The sequence below is a fragment of the Nocardia sp. NPDC005745 genome (assembly GCF_040630775.1).
Taxonomy (GTDB): domain Bacteria; phylum Actinomycetota; class Actinomycetes; order Mycobacteriales; family Mycobacteriaceae; genus Nocardia.
The window spans coordinates 43,240-67,178 of record NZ_JBEXYF010000034.1 but is presented as its reverse complement, the minus strand read 5'-3'; the positions used below and the strand labels follow the sequence as shown (position 1 = coordinate 67,178).

Here is a 23,939-nt window from a genome sequence, read left to right as displayed (position 1 = left end):
TTCCGTCCTGCACTGCTTCACTGGGTTCTTTCCGGGCGGGCCGGTGTCCTTCGACCGCTCTCCGGCTCCCTCGCACTGCGCGGCCGGAGCCGTGCCCTCACCCGGCATCCGCCGACCGGATCGCCGCGACCAGCCGATCGACCTCCGCCGCCCCGCGAACCGCGACGCGCAGATGATCGGGGCCGAGGCCGGGAAAGGTGTCCGCGCGGCGGACCGCGATCCCTTCTTCCGCCAAGTGTTTGCGCAGCAGTTCACCGTCCCGGACACGCAGTAACAAAAAGGGCCCCTGGGCCGGCGTGTGGACGGCGATGCCGAGATCGCTCAGACGCTCGATCATCGCCGCACGGTGCACGGCCAGCGCCCGCGCGCAGCGCTCGGACTCGGCCACGGCGGACGGGCTCGCGGTGGCGGTGATCGCCTCCAGCTGCAAAGTGCCCAGCGGCCAGTGCGCCCGCCCGTGGTCGAGGCGCGCGAGCACGTCCGGTGCGCCGAGGAAATAGCCGCAGCGCAGCCCCGCCAGCGCCCACGTCTTGGTGAGGCTGCGCAGCACGAGCAGGTCGGGTGCGGAGTCGGCGGCGAGGGATTCCGGCTCACCCGCCACCGCGTCGGCGAAGGCTTCGTCGACCACGATGACGCGGCCCGGCCTGCGCAGAGCGCGGATGGCGGCGGCGGGATGCAGCACCGAGGTCGGGTTGGTCGGGTTGCCGAGCACCACCAGGTCGGCCTCGGCGGGCACCGCGGCGGGATCCAGCCGGTAGGGCGCTTCCAGTACCACCCTGGTGACCGGGACGCCCGCCTCCCGCAACGCGAGTTCCGGCTCGGTGAACGACGGGTGCAGCACCGCGGCCGAGCGCGGCGCCAGGCGGGGCAGCAGCGCGAACCCTTCCGCGGCGCCTGCCAGCAGCAATACTTCGCCGGGACGGCGGCCGTGCCGGGCCGCGACCGCGCGACGGGCGGCGTCGGCGTCCTCGGCGCTCGGATAGCGGCCCAGATCGGACAACCGCTCGGCCAGACGCCGCCGCAGCCACTCCGGTGGTGCGAGCCCTTGGACGTTGACCGCGAAATCGAGCATGCCCGCACGCGCGTCCACGTCGCCGTGGTGACGCAGTTTCGCGCGATCGACGGTGTCCTCGGCCACGAGAGCACACCCTACGTGGCGGTCCCGGAGCAGAACCGGCCAGAATGGCAGGCGTGGGTCAGCTGCACGTCTCGTTCGTCTGTACCGGCAACATCTGCCGCTCTCCGATGGCGGAGAAGATCTTCGCCTCGCACCTGTACCGGGCCGGGTTGGCCAACCGGGTCCGGGTGAGCAGCGCGGGTACCGGTTCCTGGCACGTGGGCGCCGACGCGGACCCTCGCACCAGCGCCACCCTGCGCAAATACGGATACCCGACCGGGCACGTCGCCGCCGTGTTCGGCGCCGAGCACAGCGACGCCGACCTGGTGGTCGCGCTGGACCGCTCCCATCAGCGGGACCTGGTCCGCCTCGGCATACCGGCCGAGCGGCTGCGGTTGCTGCGCGCCTTCGACCCCGACGCCGACGACCACGACGTGGCCGACCCCTACTACGGCGACGCGGCGGACTTCGAACTCGTGCGCGCCCAGATCGAGGCCGCCGTCCCCGGCCTGCTCGACTGGGTGCGCGCCGAACTGGCCGCCGAACCGCCCGACCTGCGACCCGTTCCCGACGAGCGACGCTGATGCGCAGGCTCGCGTTCCTGTTGCGCCCCAGCTGGCTGATCCTGGCCGTGCTGGTCGCCGCGTTCGCCTATCTGTGCTTCACCGTGCTCGCGCCGTGGCAACTCGGCAAGAACACGGCCACTTCGCACCGCAACCAGCTGATCGCCGACTCGGTGCGAGCCGATCCCGTCGACGTCACCACCGTGCTCTCCGACACCGGGAACGGCGCGAGCACCGAATGGCGGCGGGTCACCGCCACCGGCAGTTACGTGCCCGACTCGACGGTGCTGGTGCGGCTGCGCCACCTCGACGGCGCTCCGGGGTACGCGGTGCTCGCGACGTTCCGTCTGGCCGACGGCCCCCTGCTGCTCGTCGACCGCGGGCTGGTTTCGGCCGTCGACGGGACGCGCCCGCCGCAGATCCCCGCACCGCCCGCCGGGCCGCAGCGCATCGAGGCCAGGGTCCGGATGTCCGAGGGCGTCACGCCGGGTAAGGATCCGAGCGTCCAGGACGGCTATCGCCAGGTGTACTCCATCGACACCACGCAGGAATCGACGGTCCTCCAGCAGTCCCTCACCCCCGTGCCCACCGGCGGCGAGCGCGGCGGTTACCTCCAGCTGGGCGAGAACCAACCGGGCGCGTTCACCCCCACCCCGCTCCCCCAACTCGACGCGGGCCCGTATCTGTCCTACGGCCTGCAATGGCTGGCCTTCGGCATCATGGCTCCCCTCGGCCTCGGCTACTTCGTCTACGCCGAGATCCGGGAAAGAAGGAAAGAGAAGGCCTCCGCCGAGCCACCCCGCCCGCCGTCGCCCACCGAGCCTGCCCGGTCCGGGTCGATTCCCTCGCCGGCTCCGGCCGCGCCGACTACGGAAGCCCGCCTGGCCGACCGCTACGGCCGCGGCCGCGGTTGATCGCGGTCATTCGGCGCTACGCCGCGGCTCGACGCCCTCCGAGTTCACGTCAGGGCTGATGCGGCCCGAGCAGATCCCACCGGTTCCCCGCGATGTCCAGGAAGACCGCGACCCGCCCATACGGCTCCAGGCGCGGCGCGCGCACGAACTCGACACCGCGGGAAACCATCCGGTCGTACGCCGACTGGAAGTCCCCCACCTGCAAGAAGAACCCGACCCGCCCCGCGACCTGCTGCCCGATCACCGTGGCTTGCGCCCTACCGTCGGCTCGGGCGAGCAGGATGCCCGTCTCGGCACCGGGCGGCCGAACGACCACCCAGCGTTTCGGGCGGCCGTCGTTCGTGAGCGCCGCCGAGTCCTCGACCAGCTCGAATCCCAGCGTGTCGACGAAGAATTCGATCGCGGGGTCGTACTCCGCCACGATGATGGTGATCAGCCCGAGCCGCACCGCGAAAGCCTATCCGGCCCCGTCGACCGCCCTGAAGACGTCGCTCTCCTCGCAAGTTCGGCTCGGGGTCGGCCGCGCCCGGCGGCGGCGACCCACGTCGAAGCGCTCAGCGCCTGGTCGCGGCGACGGCGGCGGCGAGCAGAGTGGCGGCGAGTTGCACGGCCTCGGAAAGACGAACGGCGCGGCGCAGGTCGTGCACGGTGGGAGCCGGGCCGTCTCCCAGCACCGGGCGCATCTCCACACCGTGCGGGTACTCGGTACGGCCGCCCAGCCGGACGCCGAGCGCCCCGGCCATCGACGCTTCCACGACTCCCGCGTTGGGGCTCGGATGCCCGGCCGCGTCACGCCGCCATGCGGCCAGGACGGCAGCGGGCCGCCCGCCGATCAAGGGGGCGAGCGCGGCGGTGAGCACACCGGTGGCCCGCGCCGGGATCAGATTGGCCGCGTCGTCGACGCGCGCGGCGGCCCAGCCGAAGCGCCGGTAGCGCTGGTTGCGGTAGCCGATCATCGCATCGAGCGTGTTGATCGCGCGGTACCCGAGCAGACCCGGGACGCCCGCGACCGCGCCCCAGACCACCGGGGCCACGGCCGCATCGGAGGTGTTCTCGGCGATGGACTCCAAGGCCGCGCGGGCGAGCCCGTCCGCGTCGAGCGCCTGCGGATCGCGGCCGCAGAGCGAGGGCAGCAGTGCGCGAGCCCCCTCGAGGTCGCCACCCCCCAGTCGATCGGCCATCGCGTGCCCGGCCCGGGCCAGGCTGCGTCCACCCAGGACGGTCCAGGTCGCGACCGTGGTCGACACCACCCCGCCGCGCCGCACGGCCATGCCGAGCCCGACCACCGTGCCGACGGCCAGCGCCTCGTGCACCAGCCCCGCGGCGCGCCGGTCGGCATAGGTCACCGATTCCAGAGCCGCCACCGCCGAGCCGAATCCGGCTACCGGATGCCACCGCCGTGGATCGCCGAACGCCCGGTCGAGCGCGAATCCGAGCAGCAACCCGATCGCGGTGGAGGTTCCCTTCTGCACCCGGTGAGGCTATCGGTCGGGTGACCGGTCCCGCGCAGACGGCTCGCCTCTCGAAGCCGTGTCACACTCTGTTCCCCTGCGTCGTCGATCTGGTGACGCACCATAGACTCGCCCCGGCAGGGGCTGAACGACGAACAGGCGACGAAGTGACTTCCGAACAGCGTGAGCCCCTCGACCAAGCCGAGCTGGCCCGGCAGTTCGAGGAGCACCGCGGGTATCTGCGCAGGCTCGCCTACAGCACGTTGGGCAGTCTCAGCGACGCCGACGACGTCGTGCAGGAGGCGTGGCTGCGGTTGCAGCGCCAGTACGAGGCGGGCGCCGCGGGCGAGATCGATAACCTGCGCGCGTGGCTGTCCACCGTGACCGGCCGGCTCGCTCTCGACCACCTCGGCTCCGCCCGCGTGCGCCGCGAACAGTACGTCGGCGAATGGCTGCCGGAGCCGGAGGTGACCAGCTGGGAGGATCCCGCCGACCGGATCACCCAGGACGAGCGGGTCACCACCGCGCTGCTGGTCGTGCTCGAGTCCCTGTCGCCCGCCGAGCGCACCGCGTTCGTGCTCCAGGACGTGTTCGGCATGAGCGGCCCGGAGGTCGCCGAGGTGGTCGGCCGCACCCCGGCCGCCGTCCGTCAGCTCGCCTCCCGGGCTCGCAAGCACGTCGAGCAAGGCACTCCGCGCTTCCCGGCCTCTCCGGACGAGCAGCAGAAGGTGGTGTCGGCCTTCGCCCTGGCCTGGCGGTCCGGCGATCTGAGCGCTCTGCTCGGTGTGCTCGACGCGAACGTCAGCCTCACCGCCGACGGCGGCGGCAAGGTACCCGCGATCCGGCAGCCCGTGCACGGCGCCGAGATCGTGGCCAAGCTGCTGCTCGGCTGGTACCACGCGCCGTCCGCGGCGGGCGCCTGGGGCCGCGCGGTGCTGGTCAACGGCCGGCCCGGGCTGGTGGTCTTCGACGGCACCCACACGGGCGTCTTCGCCTTCACCGTCGACGACGGTCGCATCGTGTCGATCGACGTCGTCCGCAACCCGGACAAGTTGCGTGACCTGCCCACCAGCGGCGAGCCGGACTGGTACCTGGGCGAGGGCCTCGCCGGGCAGGAGTAGTCAGCCCGCGACGCCGAGCGGCCGCGAATACCCGTGCGCGGCGGCGACTTCCGCCGACAGCAGCCGCCCGGCGTCCGCGGTGAGCCCGTGGGCCAGATCGGGGTGTGTGGCGCATGCCTCCTGCCAGCCGAGGTCGGCGATCGACCGTACGTAGGGCAGGGTCGCGTTGGTGAGCGCGATCGTCGAGGTGTGCGGCACCGCGCCCGGCATGTTGGCGACGCAGTAGAACAGCGAATCCGCCACCCGGAAGGTGGGATCCGCGTGCGTCGTCGGGTGCGCGGAGGCGAAGCAGCCACCCTGGTCGATCGAGATGTCCACCAGCACCGCGCCGGGGCGCATCCCGGCGACGAGGTCGTCGGAGACGAGTTCCGGCGCACGCGCGCCGGGCACCAGCACCGCGCCGATCACCAGGTCGGCCGACAGCACCGCCCGCCGGATCTCCGTGGCGTTCGACGCGACGGTGGTGATCCGCCCGTCGAAGCGGGCGTCGAGTTCACGCAACCGGTGCAGGTTGGTATCCAGCACGCTGACGCGCGCGCCCATGCCCATGGCGACCGCGGCCGCGTTCGATCCCGCCACGCCGCCGCCGAGTACGACGACTTCCGCGGGACGCACGCCGGGGACGCCGCCGGGCAGCAGCCCCGCACCGCCGAGCGGGGCCATCAGGTGATACGCGCCTACCTGGGCGCCGAGCTTGCCCGCGATCTCGCTCATCGGAGCCAGCAGCGGCAGCGAGCCGTCGGCGGCGCGGACCATCTCGTAGGCGATCGCGGTGATGCCCGAGCGCACCACGGCGTCGGTGCACTCGCGCGACGCGGCCAGGTGCAGGAAGGTGAACAGCACCTGCCCGCGGCGCATCCGCGGATACTCCGGCGCGATCGGTTCCTTCACCTTCAGCACCAGCTCGGCTTCCCGCCACACCTGGTCGGCGTCCGGGACCAGGCGGGCCCCCGCCGCGGCGTAGCCGGCATCGGGAAATCCCGATCCGACGCCCGCGCCCGCCTGCACCAGCACCTCGTGTCCGTGCCCGGTCAGTTCCCCGGCGCCCGCCGGAGTCAGGGCCACCCGGAACTCTTGATCCTTGACCTCCCGTGGTACTCCGATCCTCATACCGTCATCGTCGCCCCGCCACCGGGCCAGCGCCACGACCGACGCGCCGAACGCGCACGGCGACCACCCGCGCCCCGCGCCGCGGGCGAGTTTCTCGGCACGTTGCCCAGCTGAGCGCGGGCGGCACTGCTCACACGATCGCGGCGCGGCCCAGCGGCGGTATCCGCAACTGCTCGGCGCGGCCGCCGTAACGGAAGACGTGGCCCAGGTAGTCGAGGTTCTCGCTGAAGTGCGCCCAGCCTTCGGCATGCACCGGCACGATCACCGCGTCGCCGAGTATCTCGGCCGCCCGCAGCGCGGTGCGCGCGTTCAAGGTGACGTCGGCGTCGCCGAAACGGCCGATGTTGGCGGCGCCGATGTTGAGCACGGCGATGTCGATGCGGCCGATCCGCTCGGCGATCTCGCGCACCACGTCGACGGAGGCGTTGTCACCCGAGACGTATACCGTCGGCTCGCCCTCGGCCCGCAGTACGAAGCCGGTGACGATCCCGCTGAACGGCTCGCACCCCTCGGGACCGTGCAGGGCGGGCACGCCGGTCACCCGGACACCGTGCACCGTGACGGTCTCCCAGTTCTCGAGGCCGCGCACACCATCGATCCGGGTCGCGGCGCCCGGCGTGGACAGCACGGTCGGCACCGTGGTCAGCAGTTTCCGGCCGGAGTCGTCCAGGTTGTCGGCGTGTTCGTCGTGCGAGAGCAGCACCACGTCGACGGGACCCACCTCCTCGGCCGACACCGCGGGGCCGGTGAGTTTGTGCAATGTGACGACGCCCGGGTAGTCGCCCGGCTCGTCGAAGGTGGGGTCGGTCAGCCAGGTGCGGCCCGCGTAGCGGAACCGCAGTGTCGGACCTCCGATGTGCAGAACTTCTACGCCGGTGCGTTCGATCGTGTCGCTCATGCCGTTGATCTTGTCCTGTCCGCGTACCGGCAAACAGTGGCCCGTGAGCCGCTTACCGTTAAGATCGGGCCATGCGTACGGTGGCCGTCTTGGCGTTCGACGGAATCAGCCCGTTTCACCTGTCGGTGCCCAGCCTCGTTTTCGGCAGGGTCGGCATCGAAGGACCCCCGCCCTATCGGGTGGACGTGTGCGCCGAGCAGCCCGGAAGCCTGGCGACTCCGGCCGGATTCGACATCCGTGTCCAGCACGGCCTCGACACGCTGACGCGCGCCGACACCGTCGTGATCCCGAGCTGGCGAGCAGGCGAACCGCTGTCCGGCGAACTGAGGGCCGCCCTGCGCGCCGCCCACGCGGGTGGCGCCAGGATCGTCGGGTTGTGCCTCGGCTCGTGGGCGGTGGCCGCCAGCGGACTGGCCGACGGACGGGAAGTGACCACGCACTGGGCCTCCGCCGCCGAACTGGCCCGCGCGTTTCCGGCCGTCCGGGTCCGCGCCGACACACTGTGGTCGGATCTGGGTGACGTCGTCACCTCGGCGGGCGTGGCCGCGGCGCTGGACTGCTGCCTGCACCTGGTCCGCGGTGATCTCGGCAGCAAAGCGGCCACCGAGCTGGCGAGATCACTGGTCACGGCGCCGCACCGCAGCGGCTCTCAGGCGCAGTACATCCCCGTCGCGGTCCCCGACGCCGCCGACGACGATCCGATCGAGCGCGCCATGGTCTGGGCGCGGACCCATCTCGGCGACCCGGTCGACCTGGACAGCTGGGCCCGCGTCGCGCTCATGTCGCGGCGCACCTTCACCCGCCGCTTCCGCGACCGCACCGGCACCAGCCCGCAGCAGTGGCTGCTGCTCCAGCGCACCGACCGGGCGCGGCTGCTGCTCGAGTCCACCACCGACACCGTGGAACGCATCGCCGTCGACACCGGCTTCGGCACGGCGGTGAGCCTGCGCCACCACTTCCATCGCATCCTCGGCACCAGCCCCGCCGCCCACCGCACCAGCTTCCAAGGGCAGAGCCGAGCGGTTGCACTAAGTTCGTGACCATGCGGATTCAGCTGGGCGAGCATGCGCCGGAGATCGAGGAGAGCGCGTGGATCGCGCCGAACGCCACCGTGATCGGCCGCGTGCGACTGGGCGCCGAGGTGAGCGTCTGGTACAGCGCGGTGCTGCGCGGCGACCTGGAGACGATCGAGGTCGGCGCGCGCAGCAATATCCAGGACGGCTGCGTGCTGCACGCCGACCCCGGCTTCCCGCTCACCGTCGGCGCGGGGGTCTCGGTGGGCCACAACGCGATCCTGCACGGCTGCGCCATCGGCGACGACGTGCTGGTCGGCATGGGCGCCACCATCCTCAACGGCGCCGTCGTCGGGCCGGGCAGCCTGATCGCGGCCAACGCGCTGATCCCGGAAGGGGCGCGGATTCCGCCCGGTTCCCTCGTGGCGGGAGTGCCCGGCAAGGTGCGCCGGGAGCTCGGCGCCGAGGAGCAAGATCGCATTCGCCTGAATGCGACTGTCTACCTAGCAAATACAGCTCAACATCGCACGGGAAATCAGGTGTGAAACAGGACACATTGCTCAAGTGTCCAGTCAAGATCGCTGATAGCATTCAGCCAGCGTGCCCGGCGACCCGGGCTCTCCTGTCGACACGGTTGTCGTGCGGCTTGTAGCGCAGTGGTGAACCCACCCGGGTCGGTGGGTGGGCGAGCGTGAGGCAGGAGGTATCACGGTGTCGTACGTGCAGTCGGGTGTGCACGGGCCCAAGGGCCGGATCAGCGTCGCCGACATCGCGGCCCAACCCGGCGGAGTCGAGGCACTCCAGCGCCGGGTTCATGAATTGCGTTCCCGCGGTGTGGATTTCGCCGCGAACGCGATCGAGAAGGAGATGGCCGAGCTGGACCTGCCGTGCCGATAACTCCCTTGCCACGGTCACCGCGGTTCACGATTCCGCGGTGACCGTGGCCAGTCCGGCCGTGGTGTGCTGATCCAGCGCCATCAACGCGGCCCGTATCCGTACCGGTTGCCAACCACCGTCGAGCCTGCGCAGACGCACCGTTCCCTCGGTGCGATGCCGCGCCAGGTCCCGTGACATGGTCTTCGCGGTGGCCAGATCGTCCGGATGGATCTGCGGCCTCGGCTGCCCCGGCCGGTCCTCCCAGGCGATGTCCGGCATGGGCGCGCCGATCCACCGGATCAGCCGCAACGAGCGCAGATTGACGATCGCGCGGTACTCGCCGGGCTCGGTGGCGGCTTCCAGCAGCGCGTACTCCAGGATCGCGGGCGGCGGCGCCGCGGAGACCGCGGTGGCCGCGCCGATATCCTGGGTCACGCCGCGCAGCAGCACGTGGCAATCGCCGCGGTCATCGGGCTCGGCGACGATCCGGCAGGCGAAATGCGCGGCGCGCAGCGCGTCGTCGTCCCGCCGGACGGTCCATACCGCCTGATGCTCGGTGCCCGGCGCGGAGTTGACGATCTTGGCCAGTGCTTCGCTCTCGTCGCGGTTGGTGACCAACCGGGTGAACGCGCCCGCGATGGCCAACTCGGCGGCACGGTTCTCCGGCGCGACGCCGTACAGGTCCAGCAGGTCGGTACTGCGCACCGAACGGTTGGTCGTGAGATCGAAGTACCACGCCCCCATCGGGTCGGCCGCCGTGACCGGCTCCCGCCGCGGGCCCACCCACAGCCGGACGGCATGCGCCCGCCGCGGCGCGATGAGCAGCGGCACGGCCAGCACCGTGCGCCGCCCGTCGGCGGAGACTTCCGCCACCGGCACACCGGTCGCGCATGCCCGCCCGAGTGCCGCCTCCGCGTCGGCCAGCGACAGCGGATTGCGCACGATGTTGGTCAGCGGCACGAACGACTTCGGCGCGGACCCCACCGCGATCACTCGTCCCGGAGAACCCGAGAAACACTCGATGAGAACCCATTTCGTCACCACTCGGGTCCCCGCGCCCTACCGCCGCGCGACCCGTCCGGCTTCGTCCATAGAGTGAAATATGTTCGGCTGGTTGTCATTTCGTCAATCCCCATCCCTGACCGCGATCAGGAACGGAATACCATGTCCAGCACCTTCTCGTGGTACGACCCGGCGATTCTTGTGACCAGGTCCACAGCGATGGCGTCCAGTCCGACCAGAATCTTGGCCTCGCCCCGCGCGGCGCCACGCAGGATCGTCCGCGCCGCGGCGGCGGGACTGGTCCGCGCCACGTGCCCTTCGAATCGGCGCACCACCTCCTCCGCGTCGATCCCCGGCGCGACGCTCGCCGACCGGGCGATCCCGGTGAGCACGCCACCGGGGTACACCCCGGTGACCCGCACCGAGCCGCCCGCTGCCCGCATGTCCTGGCGCAGCGAGTCGGTGAAACCGCGCACGGCGAACTTCGCCGCGTTGTACGGCGCGTGCCGCGCCACGGCCACCAACCCGAAGGCCGAGGACATGTTGACGACATGCGCGCGATCGGCGGCCAGCAGATGCGGCAGGAAGGCCTTGGTCCCGTTGACCACGCCCCAGAAGTCGACGGCCATCACTTGTTCGAAGTCGCTGAACGGCGACTCGAGCACGCTGCCGACGTGCAGGATGCCCGCGTTGTTGAACAGCGCCTCCACCCGGCCGAAGCGCGCGACGGTCCGCTCCGCGTACGCGAGCACGGCCGCGCGGTCGGTGACGTCCACCGTGCTCACCTCCGGCTCCCGTCCGGCGGCCGCGCACAACGCCCCCGTCTCGGCCACCGCCTCCGCCGACTTGTCCGACAGTGCCAGCCATGCCCCAGCACCGGCCAATGCCACGGCCAATTCCCGGCCGATACCGGAACCCGCGCCGGTGATCGCCACGACTCGATCCGCGAAATACCCCATGGCTCAACCCCTTTCCGCACCGGCCGAGGGTCAGGGCCGGACGCCGACCACAGGCTAGCCAGTCGAACATGGACACGCGACCTACTCGGCGGGACCGCCCCGTCCGGCGATGCCCGCTCACGCTTCGCCCACTCGATGAAATAATGGACGTTCCCGTCCGCACCGTCGCGACGCCGCGCCCACCGGCCACGGCCCGGCCGCCGCGCCGAACCCACTGGAGATCCGATGCCAACCATCTCGCCCATGCTGCAGCGCATCCTCGAGAAACCGGTCGCCGACGGCGAGAAGCTCCTGGAAAGCGCACTCTCGGCGTTCCTGGATTTCGGCATCAAGCGGACCAGCATGGGCGAGATCGCCCGCCGCGCGGGTATCAGCCCGGCCACGCTGTACCGACGCTACGAGTCCAAGAACGATCTGGTCGAGGCGGTCAGCGTGCGGGAGGCGCAGCGCTTCGTCGCCTCGATCGAGAAGCAGGTGCGCACCGTCTCGGGCAACGACGATCAGCTCGTGGAGATCTTCGTGGCGTTCATCGGAGCCATCGCGGGCAACGAACTGCTGCGCAGGCTGCTGCGGACCGAGCCCGACCTGATCCTGCCCCGGCTGACCACCGAGGCGGGGCCTATCCTGACCGTCGGCCGCGACTACCTGGCCGAGAAGCTGCGCGAGCTACGGGATGCCGGTGGCACGCACGACTTCGACGCCGATCTGGTCGCCGAGATCATGGCCCGGCTGGCGCTGTCGCTCGCTCTCACCCCCGACGGCCTGATCCCGGTCAGCGATCGCGACGCGGCGCGCGAATTCGCCCGCCGCACCCTGCTGCCGATGGTCGGCGTCCGGGTCAGCGCGTAGCCCGACACCGAACGCGGCGGCCACCCGCTCGTCCAGCTCTGCCTGCGCCGCGAGATCCGGCACCCGGCCCTCCACGAACTCACGGACCAGATCGATCACACCCGCCGACCGGGTGGCCGCCGGGTCGGGCACCGGCAGCCGGGACACATACTGGGTGATCCACCGACGCCTGCCCGAGTACAGCCGATTGCCGCAGACCACGTCGTAGAACCGCAACCCGAGCGCCGAATTGGCCACCCCCATCAGCAGATAACCCAAGCGCGTCGCCTCGGCGGGCAGATCCGCCAGATCGGGCAGCGAGATCCAGTAACAGTCGCCGTTGACCACCGCGCCCGAGCCGTCCAGCGCGAAACGCGGCCGGTCGCTGATGTCGGGGAAGACCAGCTTCGGCTCGCGCCACAGGTGCGGCCGCTGCGGGACCCAGATCTCGTACCAGGCGCGACCGCTCTCGGTGACGTAGCGGCGGCCGGCCAGCGTCTCCCGATGGGACCGCAGATACGCGGCCGCGGCGGGATATTGGTCGAGATCGATCGGCGTGCGGCGTGCACTGCCCAGGTCGTAGGGATACAGCACGCGAACCTCGCGGGCGCGGGTGGTCCGCCACGGCGCGAGATCGTGGTGGGTGATCAGGTCGAGCAGCAATTCGGACTCCGGACAGGGCTCGACCCGATCCCAGCTGTCGGAGATGAACACGCGGTCGGCGGTCGTCTTGATGCCCACTCGAATGCGCGCCACATCGCCGAAACTGCGCCAAGTCGTCTCCGCTATCCGCGCCAGCCAGGAATCGATCGCGTCGTGCGACATCCGCCACGCGACATCCTGTTCCCGCGCCACACCCCGGCGAGTCCTTCGTTCCGCCGTGAGCTCCGGTGGCCCGTCGCCCGTCGCCGCGCCGGTCGAACCGCCGTCGCGTCCGCGGCCGGCTCCGGCGGAGTCCAGGGACGTCGACTCCTGGGATTCGGTCGCCAGCTCACCGACCTCGATGACGAAGGTCCGGCCGTTGTACTCGACGATCGAGCCACCCGGGTCGACCAGCGCCTCGAACAGCGTCTTCGCACCGGGTGTTTCGCCGGTGGCCTCGTAGGCGGAGACGTAGCGGCAGCCGTCGCCGTGCCCGGCGCGCCGCGCGATGGCGATCGCGGGGAGCACGGCGGCGGTGAACAGTTTGGTGTCCCCCAGGTCGTACAGCTCGACCGGAACCAGGTCGGTCACCAGCAGCCGCCGGATGTTCGCTCCTGCCTTGGTGGTCAGGAACCGATTGGCGCACAACAGGCCGAGCACGCCTCCCGCGGCCAGCAGCCGCGGCAGCGTCGCGACGAACGGATGGGTGAGGTCGATCCGGCCGCGCAGGCCGAACCGCTTGCTCAGCAGCTGCGCCGTCGATCCGCCCAGCTGCTGGGTGCGCACATACGGCGGGTTGGTGATCACCGCGTCGAACGAGCCGTCCGCGAGCTGGGCCTCCACCGCGAGGAAGTCGGCCCGGCGCCATTGCGCGGCGATCCCCGCCGCCCGTGCGCGCTCGCGGGCGACCGCGAGGGCACGGGCATCCAGGTCGTAGCCGACCAGCACCAGGCGGAGGCCGGGGAACCGGGTCGCGACCTCGTGGTGCACGGCGAACAGCAATTCGCCGTCGCCGCAGGCCGGATCGAGCACACGCAGGACGCCGGCGTCCGAGAACTCGACATGGCGTAGCAGCCGTTGCGCCAGGAACCGGGCCAGCACAGGGGGCGTGTAATGCCTGCCGTGCCGTTTGCGGTCCCGCGCGGCGGGAGCTTCGGACGCCATATCGGGATTCTGCCTCGTCGCGCCGTGCCGATCGCCGTAACTCGGACAACAGGATCGCGGGACCGCGCGCGTCGCGGCCGACTCGCCCCTCCCGGCTGACCGCGCGGCTTTCGCGGCGGGGTGTTCGGTGCTAGCGTCTGGTCTCGAAAGAAGACTGATAAAGGAGGCGGGGGAATGACAGTGGCGACAGACGACTTCACGGCGCTGAGCCGGGTGCTCGACGAACGGTGGACCTGCAGGCAATTCCATCCGCAGCCGGTCGAGCGCGACACCATCCACGCCCTGTTGCGGCTGGCCCAGCGGACGCCGTCCTGGTGCAACACCCAGCCCTGGCAGGTCGTGGTGACGGAGGGGGCCGGCACGGATCGTTTCCGGAAGGAACTCGTCGAGCACATCGCGACCGCCACGCCCGCACCGGATTTCGAGTTCCCGGCGCAATACACCGGGGCGTACCGGGACCGCAGGCGGGAGTGCGGAAAGCAACTCTACGAAAGCGTCGGCATCGCCAAAGGCGATCACGAGAAGACCATGCGCCAGGCCGTGCGGAATTTCGAACTCTTCGACGCGCCGCATGTGGCGATCGTGACCAGTGAAGCCGATCTGGGCATATACGGAGCGGTGGACTGCGGTCTCTACATCGGCAGTTTCCTCTTGGGCGCCCAGAGCCTCGGCCTCGGCGCGGCGCCGCAGGCCGCGCTGGCCACCTACTCCCCCTTCATCCGGGAGTACTTCGGTATCCCGGAGCAGCGCAAGGTCGTCGCCGGAATCTCGTTCGGATACCCCGACCTAGAGCATCCGGTCAACGGCTTCCGCACCACCCGGGCCGAGCCCGACGACGTCGCGACCTGGTTCGCCGACTGATGCCGCCGTGCGCGGCCTCGCCCGGCGAGGTCGTGCCGACGGAGTGTTCCGCTGCGCGCGCCGTCGCTTTCGCTAGCGCGCGCGACCCGCGGCGGCCTCGCTACCGGTGACACCCAGCAAACCGGGTCCCGGTTCCGGGGTGACCTCCCGTGCGGTGAGTTCGGCTCCGCACGAATCGCATTCGAGCTTGATGTGCGCCTCGCCCGCGCAATCGCGATGGGCGTAGCGCACCGGAGGCCCTTCGGGCGCCATGTAGGTGTCGCCCCAATCGCGGATGGCCAGCAGAATCGGGTAGATGTCGTGGCCTTTGGGGGTGAGGCGGTACTCCTCGTGCGCGCCCACGGCGGCCTTCTGTTTGACGAGGATGCCGTTGTCGATCAACCGGTCCAGCCGATCCTGCAACCTGCTTCGCGAGATCCCCAGTGCGCTCTGGAAAGCGTTGAACCGCCGGATACCGGAGAAGCAGGACTTGAGGATCAGCAGAGTCCAGCGATCACCGAAGATCACGAGCGGGCGCGTGATCGAGCACGGCACGTCGGCCAGTTCTTCGTAGCGCACCTCCCGATGCTACCGACCACCGAGCCACCCTCGCCCCGTGAAACTTCACGACCTCCGCCTGCCCGGGCACGTACACCTTCCAAGCCACCGAATCGGCGCGCGCCGCCGGACGGGTTCGCCGACCCGTTGCGGGCAGCCGGGAAACGCGAAGCGGGCCCCGGCAGTGCCGGGGCCCGCTTCGGTGGGTGGATCAGAGCGGGATGTTCTTGTGGTGGCTGGCGCGGGCCGGGGCCGCCGCGAGGGCCGCGGCGATGACGCTGCGGGTCTTCGCCGGGTCGATGACCTGGTCGACCACACCGATCGCGATGGCGCGCTCCACGCCGCCCGCGATGCGCTCGTGTTCGGCGGTGAGCCGCTCGTGCAGCGCTTCGCGCTCCTCCTCCGGCGCGGCCGCCAGGGCCTTCTTGTGCAGGATGCCGACCGCGGCCTTGGCGCCCATGACGGCCACCTCGGAACCGGGCCACGCGTAGACCGCCGTCGCGCCGAGCGAACGGGCGTTCATCGCGATGTAGGCGCCGCCGTAGATCTTGCGGGTCACCAGGGTGACCCGCGGTACCCGCGCCTCGGCGAACGCGTGCAGCAGTTTCGCACCGCGCCGCACGACGCCTTCCCATTCCTGGCCGACACCGGGCAGGTAACCCGGAACGTCGGTGACCACGATCAGCGGGATGCCGAACGCGTCGCACAGCCGCACGAAACGCGCCGCCTTCTCCGCGCTTTCGGAGTTCAGGCAGCCGCCGAGGCGGATCGGGTTGTTCGCCAGCACGCCGACGGTGCGTCCGCCGAGACGACCGATGCCGGTGACGATGCTGCGGGCGTACAGCCCCTGCAACTCCTCGAACGACGACTCGCCGTCGACGTTGTCGAGCAGCTCGTGGATGATCGGCTTCACGTCGTAGGCGCGCTTGGCCGATTCCGGCAGCATGGCCTTCAGGTCCACGTCGCCGTGCTCGGCCGCGACCAGGTCGAACTCGCCCTGCTCGGCGAACATCGACACCAGGCGGCGCGCGCGGTGCAGCGCGTCGGACTCGTCGTCGGCCACGATGTGGGTGACGCCGGACTTCTTGCCGTGCGTCTCCGGGCCGCCCAGGGTGGCCATGTCCACCTGCTCGCCGGTCACGCTGCGCACCACGTCCGGGCCGGTCACGAAGACGCGGCCTTCCGGAGCCATGATCACGATGTCGGTCAGCGCCGGACCGTAGGCGGCGCCACCGGCGGCGAAGCCGAGCACCACGGAGATCTGCGGAACCAGGCCGGACGCGCGGACCATGGCCTCGAAGACCTGGCCGACCGCGTGCAGCGCCTCGACGCCCTCGGCCAGGCGAGCGCCGCCGGAGTGCCACAGGCCGACCACGGGGACGGCGGAGTCGATGGCGGTGTCGATGGCGTCGACGATGTGCTTGCAACCCTCCACGCCCATCGCGCCGCCCATGACGGTCGCGTCGGAGCAGTAGGCCACGGTGCGGACGCCGTCCACCTCGCCGATGGCGGCGAGCACACCTGACTTGTCGCGCGGGTGGAGCGGAAGAATGGTGCCGGGATCGAAGAAGCGCTGGAGTCGACCGAGCGGATCACGCGGGTCTGTCGCAGTCTCTTGATGCAACGCGGGAGCGATGATTGTCATCGCGTGGTCTCCTCACCTCGATGAGTGTGCCGCTGCTGCGGCTGCGTATGTCGAACCACGGCGGGGCCGGGCCAGTTCAGCTGGCCGACCCCGCCGGGATCGTTGTGCAGTCGATCGCGCGGCTATGCCCGACCGAAGGCGAGCGCCACATTGTGCCCACCGAATCCGAAGGAGTTGTTGATCGCGTACTCGATCTCTTGGCGACGGGCTTCGCCCCGCACCACATCGAGGTCGATCTCCGGATCCTGGTTCTCCAGGTTCAGCGTCGGCGGAACGATGCCGTCGCGGATGCTCATCACGGTCAGCACCGACTCGAGGGCGCCGACGGCGCCGATCGAGTGGCCGAGCGCCGACTTGGGCGCGTACACCGAGGCGTGGCTGCCCACGGCCTTGTTGATCGCGTTCGCCTCGGCGGTGTCGCCGATCGGCGTCGCGGTGGCGTGCGCGTTGATGTGCGTGATGTCCTTCTTGGTCAAACCCGCGGACTGCATCGCCCTGGTCATCGCCCGCGCGGCGCCGTCACCCGTGGGATCGGGGGCGACGAGGTGGAAGCCGTCGGAGGTGATGCCCGCGCCGAGCAGGCGCGCGTGGATGGTCGCGCCACGAGCCTTCGCGTGCTCTTCGGTCTCGATGACCATCAGGGCGCCCGCCTCGCCGAAGACGAAGCCGTCGCGATCCTTGTCGAAGGGACGCGACGCGCCCTTCGGATCGTCGTTGCGGGTACTCATGGCGCGCATCATGGTGAACGCCGCGATCGGCACCGCGTCGATGAAGCCTTCGACGCCACCGGTGACGACGATGTCCGCGTCACCCATGACGATCATGCGCCAGGCGTTGGCGATGGCCTCGGAGCCGGACGAGCATGCCGAGACCGGAGTGACCACTCCTGCCCTGGCCTTCAATTCGAGACCGACAACGGCCGAAGGGCCGTTCGGCATGACCATCTGCACTGCCAACGGCGAGATCTTGCGATAGCCGCCGTTCTTCAGCTTGTCCACCGAATCGATGAGGGCGTCGCCGCCTCCCAATCCGGTGCCGATGGCCACACCCAGCCGCTCCGGGTCGACTTCCGGGCTGCCCGCGTTCCGCCACACCTCGCGACCGAGCACGGTCGCGAGCTGCTCGACGTAGGCCATGCGTCGGCATTCGACACGAGACAACAGAGTGTCGGGCCGGACCTTCAGATGGCCGCCGATGCGGACCGGAAGGTCGTATTCCTCGACGAAGGAATCCTCGAGAACGTCGATGCCGCTCTCGCCGTTGAGGAGTCCCTTCCACGTCGCATCGACGTCACCCGCGATCGACGTGGTCGCCGCAAGGCTGGTTACGACGACGTTGGGGAAATTCCCGTTCAAGGTGGAAGGAGTGGTCACTGTTTCGGCCCTACTCGGCGTCGAACTTGGCCTTGAGCTCCGCGGCCGCTTCAGCGTTCTCGGCCTCGAGCTTCTGGATGTAGGCGACCGCGTCGCCGACTGTCTTCAGGCTGGCCAGATCCTCGTCCGGGATCTTCACGCCGTACTTGTCCTCCATCTGCACGGCGATCTCCACCATGGACAGCGAATCGATGTCCAGGTCATCGACGAAGGACTTCTCGATAGTCACCTCGGAGGGTTCGATACCCGTAACCTCTTCGATGACCTTGCCGATCTCTTCGATGAGCTGTTCCTGGGTCAGAGCGGCCACTTCGTGGCTCCCTTCTTGATACTTTGTAGGGCTCTACTGGTTTTTTTCGGATCGAGCGCGGAAATGGTTACCGCCTCTCGGTCACGACCTCGCATCTGAATGCATGGTCGCGGAGGAAAGCTAGCCGGATACGGTCAGCTCAGCCAACGCGGGGAGGTCTTGCGGGGTCTTCAGGGCCAGCGTGGGCGTGCCCTTCAGCTCCCGTTTCGCGATGCCGACGAGGGTGCCCGCCGGCGGCAGCTCCGCCACTGCCGAGACGCCGGCTTGCCGGACGGTCTCGGTGCACAGGTCCCAGCGAACTGGCCGAGTGACCTGCGCGGCGAGCTTATCTATCGCGTCACGTCCGGAGGCGACAGGCTTGCCGTCGAAATTCGAGAGCAAGGTCCTGGTCGGCTCGTTCGGCGTGATCTTCGTTATGGCATCGGTCACAGCATCCTGCGCCGAGGCCATGAACGCCGTGTGGAACGCGCCCGCGACGGGCAGCGCGCGAACCCTGGCCTTCTCCGGGGGGTTCGCGGCGAGCTCGGCGAGAGCGTCCAACCGACCCGCGGCCACGATCTGACCCACCGCGTTGCGGTTGGCCGGGACGAGGTCGAGTTCGGTGAGCCGTTCCAGCACGGCGGCTTCGTCGCCGCCGAGCACCGCGGACATCCCCGTCGGCTCTAGTGCGCACGCCTTGGCCATCTCCGCTCCGCGGATGGCGGCCAGCCGGACCGCGTCGTCGGCGGAGATGACTCCGGCGACCGCGGCGGCGGCGAGTTCACCGACCGAGTGTCCGGCCACGATGGTAGCGGCGGGAAGCTCGTCGGGCGAGATCTCCGCGAACGCGAGCAGCGCCGCGGCGACCACCAGCGGCTGGGTAACGGCCGTGTCGGTGATCTCTTCGGCCGTCGCGGTGGTACCAAGACGGACCAGGTCCAGGCCGGAGGCCTTGGACCACAGCGTCAGGCGCTCAGCCGCGCCGGGGAGGTCGAGCCAAGGCGCGAGCATGCCGGGTGTCTGAGAGCCCTGTCCAGGGGCGAACAACGCGATCACGCCTCTAAGAAAACACTGTGAGGCGGGCCGCACGAGATGTCGACGCGAATGAAGGTTCGGAAGCGCTTTTGTGGGAGTTCCACAAAAGACCATGTGGGCTGTCCGAATCGACCGATTCCTCGGATGCGTTACAAGCCCTCGGGGCTGAACGCGACCGGAGTTACCTGTGGGGCAGGAGACGACGATTCGTTACGGGTTCGTGTCAAGCGACCTACTGTGGCGGCGATCCGGAGCACATACGCGTCTCTCGGATTCAGCGGATCACGGCCCGTGATCTCGCCGATGCGCTTGAGGCGATACCGGACCGTATTTGGATGTACGTACAGCTGGCGCGCACACGTCTCGACCGCACCGCCGCAATCCAGATAGGCGTCGAGAGTGTCCGCCAGCGACGACCCCGCCGCGGCCAACGGTAGGACAAGGTACTCGTTCAGCGCGTCGATCGCAGCTCGATCACCCAACAAAGCGCGTTCCGGCAGCAATTCCGCCGCGTGCACCGGCCGAGGAGCCCCGCGCCAGCCCACCACGGCCTCCATCCCGGCCAGCGCTTCCACCGCGCTGGCGTGCGCCGCGCCGAGGGTGCGGGTGGTCGGCCCGATCACCACCGGGCCGTCGGAGAACACCTCGGCGAGCAGATCGGCCAGGAACGGGGAGACATGCGAGGTCTCCCCCAGGTGCCCGGAGACGACCATCACCAGCCTCGCGCCCTGCACCACCGCGAGCGCGGCACGGCCGTGCCGCGCCGCGATGGAATGCACCGCTCCCACCGACGACACGCCCTGCTCGCCGGGCGGGGTGCCCACCAGCACCGTCGCCGGTGCGGTGGCGTCCCAGTTCAGCGTCGCCGCCCGGGAGAGCATGTCCGCACCGGTGTCGCCGCGCACCACGGCGTCGACGACGAGCGCCTCCAGCCGGGTGTCCCACGCGCCGCGCGACTCGGCGGCGCTGGCGTACACCGAGGCGGCGGCGAACCCGAGCTCGCGCCCGTACCGCAGCACCGCCTCGGTCAGGGCGACCAGCTGCCGGTCGTTGCGCGCGAGCGCGGGCAGCCACTGCTCGAAGAACTCCATGGCGACGCGCACCATGTCCACGGTCTGGCGCAGCGTCAACCGCCGCGCGAGATCCTGCGGAATGACCTGGAAGGCGTCCAGGCTGAACCGGATGTCGCTGTCCGGGTCCTGAAGCCATTCCAGGAAGTTCACCACCGCGGTCTGCACCAGCATCTGCACGCCGGCCCGCTGCGCGGCGTCCAGATCGGCGAAGAACGGCAACCGATCCTGCATCGACCCCACCGCCTCGGTGGAGAGGCGGCCGGAGAACTGCTTCACGCGTTTGAGCAGCGTGTCCGGAAGGGGGTCGCGGGTCTGCCGGTTCGGGGAGAGCGCGCCCGTCGGCAGATACACCTCGTGCTCGGAAGAGCCTTCGGAGATCCGTCGCGGCCGCGGCGGTTTACGGTCCACCATCCAATATTCCGCTACGCGAGGTCTTCGTCCGAACTCACCGCTGCCTTCGGCGCGGCGTCCACGTCGGCGATCCCGTACTTCGCCGCCGCTTCCACGGCCTTGGCCGGGTCGAGCTTGCCGGTGCGGCCGAGGCCGGCCAGCGCCGCCACCACGATGGACTGCGCGTCGACGTTGAACACCCGTCGCGCGGCCGGGCGGGTGTCGGAGAAGCCGAACCCGTCCGTGCCGAGCGTGGTGAAGTCGCCGGGCACCCACTTGCGAACCTGGTCGGGCACCGCGCGCATCCAGTCGGTAGCCGCGACGTACGGGCCCTCGGCGCGCGAGAGCGCCTCGGTGACGTACGGGAGGCCGGGATCGGTGCCCGGATCGCGCAGCGCGGCGATCTCCTTGTCGAGCGCGTCCTTGCGGAGTTCGCCCCAGGAGGTCACCGACCATACGTCCGCCTGCACGCCCCACTCCTGCGCGAGCAGCGCCTGCGCGCGCAAGCCGTCCGGCACGGTGACGCCGGAGACCAGGATCTGGGCGCGCACCTGGCCCTCGCCTCCGCGCTTGTACAGGTAGACGCCCTTGAGCAGACCTTCGACGTCGAGGCCTTCCGGCTCGGCAGGCTGCGGGTACGGCTCGTTGTAGAGGGTGATGTAGTAGAAGATGTCCTCGCCGCCGAACTCGCCCGCGCTGCCGTGCGGATGGGTGCCGGGCAGCGGCGCGGCGCCCTTCGGCGCGGCGCCACCGCCGTACATCCGGCGCAGGCCGTCGCGCACGATGTGGGCGATCTCGAACGCGAACGCCGGGTCGTAGGTCACCACGGCCGGGTTGGTCGAGGCCAGCAGCAGCGAATGCCCGTCGTTGTGCTGGAGGCCCTCACCGGTCAGCGTGGTGCGCCCGGCGGTCGCCCCGAGCACGAAGCCGCGGGCGAGCTGGTCGGCCGCAGCCCACAGGCCGTCGCCGGTGCGCTGGAAGCCGAACATCGAATAGAAGATGTACAGCGGGATCATCGGCTCGCCGTGCGTGGCGTACGAGGTGCCCGCCGCGGTGAACGAGGCCGTCGACCCCGCCTCGTTGATGCCCTCGTGCAGGATCTGCCCGACGGTGCTCTCTTTGTAGGCAAGCATCAATTCCGCGTCGACCGATGTGTACAACTGGCCGTTGCGGTTGTAGATCTTCAACGAAGGGAACCACGAGTCCATACCGAAGGTCCTGGCCTCGTCGGGGATGATCGGCACGATCCGCTTGCCGATCTCCTTGTCCCGCAGCAGCTCCTTCATCAGCCGCACCAGCGCCATCGTGGTGGCGACGTTCTGCTTGCCCGAACCCTTGCGTACCGAGCGGTAGGCCTCGTCGCCGGGCAGCTTCAGCGGCTTGGCCGCGGCGCGCCGCTCGGGCAGGAACCCGCCGAGCGCCTTGCGCCGGTCGAGCATGTACTGGACCTCGCGAGCCTCCATACCGGGGTGGTAGTACGGGGGAAGGTACGGATCCTTCTCCAGCTCGGCATCGCTGATCGGGATCCGCTGCAGGTCGCGGAAGTCCTTGAGGTCCTGCAGGGTCAGCTTCTTCATCTGGTGCGTGGCGTTGCGGCCCTCGAAGTGCTTGCCGAGGGTGTAGCCCTTGATGGTCTTGGCCAGGATCACCGTCGGCTGGCCCTTGTGCGCCATCGCGGCCGCGTAGGCCGCGTACACCTTGCGGTAGTCGTGGCCACCGCGCTTGAGGTTCCAGATCTCCTGGTCGGACAGGTCCTGCACCAGCGCCTTGGTGCGCGGGTCGCGGCCGAAGAAGTGGTCGCGCACGTACGCGCCGTCGTTGGCCTTGTAGGTCTGGTAGTCGCCGTCGGGCGTGCTGTTCATCAGGTTCACCAGCGCCCCGTCGCGGTCGGCGCCGAGCAGCGCGTCCCACTCGCGGCCCCAGATCACCTTGATGACGTTCCAGCCCGCGCCGCGGAAGAACGACTCCAGCTCCTGGATGATCTTGCCGTTGCCGCGCACCGGCCCGTCCAGGCGCTGCAGGTTGCAGTTGACGACGAAGGTCAGGTTGTCCAGACCCTCCATGGCCGCTACGTGCGCGAGACCGCGCGACTCCGGCTCGTCCATCTCGCCGTCGCCGAGGAACGCCCATACGTGCTGGTCGGAGGTGTCCTTGATGCCGCGATCGTTCAGGTAGTGATTGAAGCGAGCCTGGTAGATGGCGTTCATCGGGCCCAGGCCCATGGACACCGTCGGGAACTCCCAGAAGTTGTTCAGCAGCCGCGGGTGCGGATAGGACGGCAGCCCGTGGCCGGGACCGCCGTGGCTGTACTCCTGCCGGAACCCGTCGAGTTGATCGGCCGACAGCCTGCCCTCCAGGAACGCGCGGGCGTAGATGCCCGGCGAGGCGTGGCCCTGGATGAAGATCGAGTCACCGCCGCTGGGATGGTCCTTGCCGCGGAAGAAGTGGTTGAAGCCGACCTCGTAGAGCGCCGCCGAGGACGCGTAGGTCGAGATGTGGCCGCCAACGCCGATGCCCGGGCGCTGGGCGCGATGCACCATGATCGCGGCGTTCCAGCGGATCCAGGCGCGGAAGCGCCGCTCCACCTCCTCGTCGCCGGGGAACCACGGCTCGTTCTCGGTGGGAATGGTGTTGACGTAGTCGGTGGAGGTCAACGACGGGATGGCGACACGACGTTCACCGGCCCGCTCCAGCAAGCGGAGCATGAGGTAACGCGCCCGGCCGGGGCCCTCCCGGTCGAGCATCTCATCGAACGACTCGAGCCATTCGCTGGTTTCCTCCGGGTCGATGTCCGGTAGGTAGGACGCCACCCCTTCGCGGATCACCCGCACCCGTCCGCCCGGCTGCGGCGCGTGCGACCCGTTGGGATCGCTGCTCGCGGCGGGCGCGGGGGCGGAGCTGTTTCCGGCGGATTTCGCCGGTGCGGAAGAGTGGATCAGGTCGGTCAAATCTGCTCCTCGTACAGGGGTGGACATGCTGATGGCGTCGGTATCCCCGGGCGGGTTCGCTGGTTGGCGGACCGCCCGTTTACGAAAGGTTCGGGCGCACCATCCATCCTTGCCGATGGCGCGTCCCAAA

22 protein-coding genes and 1 pseudogene are annotated in these 23,939 nt (G+C 70.0%); 8 read left to right on the top strand and 15 right to left on the bottom strand.

What is annotated here, in order from left to right:
- Positions 1-97: 97 nt before the first annotated feature.
- Entirely contained in the window at positions 98-1,138 is a 1,041-nt protein-coding gene (gene cobC, locus ABZ420_RS28630) for an Rv2231c family pyridoxal phosphate-dependent protein CobC (protein WP_357128981.1), read from the bottom strand.
- Between the two features lie 44 nt (positions 1,139-1,182).
- Between cobC and ABZ420_RS28625 the strand changes: the two genes are divergently transcribed.
- Together ABZ420_RS28625 and ABZ420_RS28620 are read left to right on the top strand one after the other, a co-directional pair.
- Positions 1,183-1,701, top strand: a complete 519-nt coding sequence (locus tag ABZ420_RS28625) for a low molecular weight protein-tyrosine-phosphatase (RefSeq protein ID WP_051175021.1) — start codon at positions 1,183-1,185, stop codon at positions 1,699-1,701.
- The gene (locus ABZ420_RS28620; protein WP_357128978.1) at positions 1,701-2,594 is read left to right on the top strand and encodes an SURF1 family protein; all 894 of its coding nucleotides are present in this window, start codon (positions 1,701-1,703) and stop codon (positions 2,592-2,594) included. Before ABZ420_RS28625 ends, ABZ420_RS28620 begins: the two co-directional genes overlap by 1 nt.
- A gap of 49 nt (positions 2,595-2,643) precedes the next feature.
- Here ABZ420_RS28620 and ABZ420_RS28615 read toward each other — a convergent pair whose 3' ends face one another.
- Both ABZ420_RS28615 and ABZ420_RS28610 read right to left on the bottom strand, forming a co-directional pair.
- Entirely contained in the window at positions 2,644-3,042 is a 399-nt protein-coding gene (locus tag ABZ420_RS28615; RefSeq protein WP_357128976.1) for a VOC family protein, read from the bottom strand.
- Positions 3,043-3,148: 106 nt separating this feature from the next.
- Positions 3,149-4,066, bottom strand: a complete 918-nt coding sequence (locus tag ABZ420_RS28610; RefSeq protein ID WP_357128973.1) for a cobalamin biosynthesis protein — start codon at positions 4,064-4,066, stop codon at positions 3,149-3,151.
- Between the two features lie 146 nt (positions 4,067-4,212).
- Between ABZ420_RS28610 and sigJ the strand changes: the two genes are divergently transcribed.
- A complete protein-coding gene (sigJ, locus tag ABZ420_RS28605; RefSeq protein ID WP_357037860.1) occupies positions 4,213-5,166 on the top strand; it encodes an RNA polymerase sigma factor SigJ in 954 nt (317 codons plus the stop codon).
- On the opposite strand, the gene ald is transcribed toward sigJ, so the two are convergent.
- Both ald and ABZ420_RS28595 read right to left on the bottom strand, forming a co-directional pair.
- The gene (ald, locus tag ABZ420_RS28600; RefSeq protein WP_357128970.1) at positions 5,167-6,276 is read right to left on the bottom strand and encodes an alanine dehydrogenase; all 1,110 of its coding nucleotides are present in this window, start codon (positions 6,274-6,276) and stop codon (positions 5,167-5,169) included. It lies immediately after the preceding gene.
- 130 nt (positions 6,277-6,406) lie between these two features.
- Complete coding sequence (locus ABZ420_RS28595; RefSeq protein ID WP_357128967.1) at positions 6,407-7,174, bottom strand: MBL fold metallo-hydrolase; 768 nt, start codon at positions 7,172-7,174, stop codon at positions 6,407-6,409.
- A gap of 71 nt (positions 7,175-7,245) precedes the next feature.
- Here ABZ420_RS28595 and ABZ420_RS28590 point away from each other — a divergent pair, with 71 nt between their 5' ends.
- The 3 genes from ABZ420_RS28590 (at position 7,246) to ABZ420_RS28580 (ending at position 9,084) form a co-directional block, all read left to right on the top strand.
- The gene (locus ABZ420_RS28590; RefSeq protein ID WP_357128964.1) at positions 7,246-8,214 is read left to right on the top strand and encodes a helix-turn-helix domain-containing protein; all 969 of its coding nucleotides are present in this window, start codon (positions 7,246-7,248) and stop codon (positions 8,212-8,214) included.
- 2 nt (positions 8,215-8,216) lie between these two features.
- The gene (locus ABZ420_RS28585) at positions 8,217-8,732 is read left to right on the top strand and encodes a gamma carbonic anhydrase family protein (protein WP_357128961.1); all 516 of its coding nucleotides are present in this window, start codon (positions 8,217-8,219) and stop codon (positions 8,730-8,732) included.
- A 166-nt stretch (positions 8,733-8,898) separates the two neighbouring features.
- Positions 8,899-9,084, top strand: coding sequence for a hypothetical protein (locus tag ABZ420_RS28580; RefSeq protein WP_040865840.1), 186 nt, complete (start codon positions 8,899-8,901; stop codon positions 9,082-9,084).
- A gap of 24 nt (positions 9,085-9,108) precedes the next feature.
- Here ABZ420_RS28580 and ABZ420_RS28575 read toward each other — a convergent pair whose 3' ends face one another.
- The gene (locus tag ABZ420_RS28575) at positions 9,109-10,104 is read right to left on the bottom strand and encodes a GAF domain-containing protein (protein ID WP_357128958.1); all 996 of its coding nucleotides are present in this window, start codon (positions 10,102-10,104) and stop codon (positions 9,109-9,111) included.
- Positions 10,105-10,211: 107 nt separating this feature from the next.
- Positions 10,212-11,024 carry an SDR family NAD(P)-dependent oxidoreductase gene (locus ABZ420_RS28570; protein ID WP_357128954.1) on the bottom strand — a complete coding sequence of 271 codons (813 nt, stop codon included), beginning with the start codon at positions 11,022-11,024 and terminating at the stop codon, positions 10,212-10,214.
- 225 nt (positions 11,025-11,249) lie between these two features.
- Between ABZ420_RS28570 and ABZ420_RS28565 the strand changes: the two genes are divergently transcribed.
- Complete coding sequence (locus tag ABZ420_RS28565; protein WP_357128951.1) at positions 11,250-11,873, top strand: TetR/AcrR family transcriptional regulator; 624 nt, start codon at positions 11,250-11,252, stop codon at positions 11,871-11,873.
- A gap of 1,209 nt (positions 11,874-13,082) precedes the next feature.
- Here the strand turns inward: ABZ420_RS28565 and ABZ420_RS28560 are convergent.
- Positions 13,083-13,658: pseudogene (locus ABZ420_RS28560) on the bottom strand (N-6 DNA methylase); the annotation flags it as partial.
- A 174-nt stretch (positions 13,659-13,832) separates the two neighbouring features.
- Here ABZ420_RS28560 and ABZ420_RS28555 point away from each other — a divergent pair.
- Entirely contained in the window at positions 13,833-14,519 is a 687-nt protein-coding gene (locus tag ABZ420_RS28555) for a nitroreductase (RefSeq protein WP_357128948.1), read from the top strand.
- Positions 14,520-14,591: 72 nt separating this feature from the next.
- Here the strand turns inward: ABZ420_RS28555 and ABZ420_RS28550 are convergent, their stop codons facing one another.
- The 7 genes from ABZ420_RS28550 to aceE all read right to left on the bottom strand — a co-directional run bounded on the left by ABZ420_RS28550 (position 14,592) and on the right by aceE (position 23,809).
- The gene (locus tag ABZ420_RS28550) at positions 14,592-15,077 is read right to left on the bottom strand and encodes a helix-turn-helix domain-containing protein (RefSeq protein WP_357128944.1); all 486 of its coding nucleotides are present in this window, start codon (positions 15,075-15,077) and stop codon (positions 14,592-14,594) included.
- 190 nt (positions 15,078-15,267) lie between these two features.
- Complete coding sequence (locus tag ABZ420_RS28545; RefSeq protein WP_357128942.1) at positions 15,268-16,701, bottom strand: carboxyl transferase domain-containing protein; 1,434 nt, start codon at positions 16,699-16,701, stop codon at positions 15,268-15,270.
- Between the two features lie 122 nt (positions 16,702-16,823).
- Positions 16,824-18,074, bottom strand: a complete 1,251-nt coding sequence (locus ABZ420_RS28540; protein ID WP_062969630.1) for a KasA/KasB family beta-ketoacyl-ACP synthase — start codon at positions 18,072-18,074, stop codon at positions 16,824-16,826.
- Positions 18,075-18,084: 10 nt separating this feature from the next.
- Entirely contained in the window at positions 18,085-18,384 is a 300-nt protein-coding gene (gene acpM / locus ABZ420_RS28535) for a meromycolate extension acyl carrier protein AcpM (protein ID WP_357128939.1), read from the bottom strand.
- A gap of 120 nt (positions 18,385-18,504) precedes the next feature.
- Positions 18,505-19,419 carry an ACP S-malonyltransferase gene (locus ABZ420_RS28530; protein ID WP_062969631.1) on the bottom strand — a complete coding sequence of 305 codons (915 nt, stop codon included), beginning with the start codon at positions 19,417-19,419 and terminating at the stop codon, positions 18,505-18,507.
- A gap of 128 nt (positions 19,420-19,547) precedes the next feature.
- On the bottom strand, positions 19,548-20,882 hold the full coding sequence (locus ABZ420_RS28525) for a helix-turn-helix domain-containing protein (RefSeq protein WP_357128935.1): 1,335 nt from the start codon (positions 20,880-20,882) through the stop codon (positions 19,548-19,550).
- A gap of 11 nt (positions 20,883-20,893) precedes the next feature.
- Complete coding sequence (gene aceE, locus ABZ420_RS28520; protein WP_357128932.1) at positions 20,894-23,809, bottom strand: pyruvate dehydrogenase (acetyl-transferring), homodimeric type; 2,916 nt, start codon at positions 23,807-23,809, stop codon at positions 20,894-20,896.
- Between the last annotated feature and the right edge of the window lie 130 nt (positions 23,810-23,939).